This window comes from uncultured Cellulomonas sp. (genome assembly GCF_947494015.1).
Classification (GTDB): domain Bacteria; phylum Actinomycetota; class Actinomycetes; order Actinomycetales; family Cellulomonadaceae; genus Pengzhenrongella.
Genome location: NZ_CANLTL010000033.1, coordinates 1 through 1,917, shown reverse-complemented (window position 1 = coordinate 1,917; position 1,917 = coordinate 1). Strand labels below are relative to the sequence as shown.

The 1,917-nt window shown below is 75.8% G+C and carries 2 protein-coding genes; both read left to right on the top strand.

Features of this window, described 5'->3' with window-relative positions; genetic code table 11:
• On the top strand, window positions 1-330 hold a 330-nt coding region (locus Q0840_RS18945), incomplete at its 5' end, for a SpaA isopeptide-forming pilin-related protein (RefSeq protein ID WP_298462730.1).
• 190 nt (window positions 331-520) lie between these two features.
• The coding region (locus Q0840_RS18940; RefSeq protein ID WP_298462727.1) for a SpoIID/LytB domain-containing protein at window positions 521-1,917 on the top strand (1,397 nt) is incomplete at its 3' end.

The following is a 1,917-nucleotide window of genomic DNA, read 5'->3' as shown; positions in this document are numbered from 1 at the left end:
TCGCAGACCTTCACGGTGTCGCCGGGGCTCGGGTTCACGGTGCCGGTGTCGGTGCCCGCGCCGGGGCCGTGGCAGGGCTCGGTGGTGCTGTCCGGTGGCGGCGTGCCGGTGCCGGGCGCCGTGGTCGAGGTCCGCAACGCGTCCTGCTCGACGGTGTTCTCGCGGATGCGCACGGGGGCGGACGGGTCGTTCCCGGTGACGGCGAACCCGGGCACGTACTGCCTGGTGCCGGTCTCGGTGCCGGCCGGGTTCGCGCTGCCGGGGTCGCAGACCTTCGCGGTGTCGCCGGGGCCCGGGTTCACCGTGCCCGTCCGGGTCACCACCGCGTGACCCTCCTCGGCCGGATCGGGGGTCGGTTCGGGGGCCGGTTCCCCGGGCGGCCGCTCGAGCTGCGCCGCGGGCGGCCTCGGCCGGCCGGCGAGGTGCGGGACGCCCACCGCGCCTCGACGCCCCGCACCGGTGCGGCGCACACTGGGACGACCGAGCACGGTGCTCCACGACTCGAAGGTGAGCGATGACCATGAGGCAGCGTCTGCGTCGGATCCTGACGGTGTGGGGGACGGTGCTGGCACTCACCGTGGCCGGTCCGGTCGCCACGGCGTCCGCCGCGCGGTCCGACGTCCCGACGGCCACGCCGGTCGTGCCCGCCGCGTCGTCGACCCGGGTCGTCCCCACCGTGTCCGGCTCACCCCTGCAGACGGTGACCGTCCGCGGGCACGGGTTCGGGCACGGCCGAGGGATGGGCCAGTACGGCGCGCTCGGGTACGCCACGATGTACGGCTGGACGTACGGGGACATCGTCCGGCACTACTACGCCGGCACCCGGCTGACCAGCCCCGTCTACGGCGGTGCGCGCAGCCTGATGACCGTCCGCCTCACCGCCCAGGACGGGCTCGAGCTCAAGGTCACCGCGGCCGCCGTCCCGTTCGTCGTGGGCGGCTCCATCGCGTTCGCCCCGGGGGAGTCCGCGACGCTGCGGCTGGAGGCCGGCGGCCTGATCGGCGTGTACCGCGGCGTCGGGTGCGCCGGGGTCGGCACCCGGGTCGGCGCGGTCACGTCCGGCATCGTCCAGGCGGCGACCGGCGACCCCGGCGACGACCTCGGCCAGATGCTGACCGTCTGCCGGCCCGGCCTGGACCGCACCTACCGGGGGATGCTCGAGCTGAGTGCCACGGTCGACGGCCCCCGCACGATCAACACCGTGTACCTCGACGACTACCTGCGCGGGGTCATCCCGCGCGAGTCGCCGGCGTCGTGGGCCGACCTGTCGGGCGGTCGCGGGGCGCACGCCCTGCGCGCCCAGACGATCGCGGCCCGGTCGTACGCGCTGGCCGAGACCCGCTCGACCTACGCCCGGACGTGCGACACCACCGCCTGCCAGGTGTACGGCGGCGCCGGCCTCAACGGCGAGCGGATCGAGGACCCGCGGACCGACGCGGCCGTGCGCGCGACGTCGGGCCAGGTGCTCACCTGGCCCGACGGGCGGCCGGTCCGTGCGGAGTTCTCCTCGTCCACCGGGGGGTACACCGCCGGCGGCGCGTTCCCCGCGGTGCCGGACGAGGGCGACGCGGTGCCGTCCAACCCGAACCACGACTGGGAGGTCGTGCGGGACGTCTCCGCGCTGGGGACCACGTACGGCGTCGGCACGCTGACGGACATGGTGGTGACCGCGCGCAACGGCCTGGGCGCCGACGGCGGCCGCGTGCAGACGGTGCTGCTCACCGGCACCGAGGGGTCGCGCACGGTGACCGGGGACGCGCTGCGGCTCGCGCTCAACCTGCGCTCGAACTGGTTCGTGCTCGCCGAGGCGGCGTCGTCGGGCCGGGTGGTGGCGTCGTCCGGGGGCGTGCCGGTGGCCGGTGCGGTGTTCGAGGTCCGCAACGCGACGTGCTCGACGGTGTTCTCCCGGATGCGCAC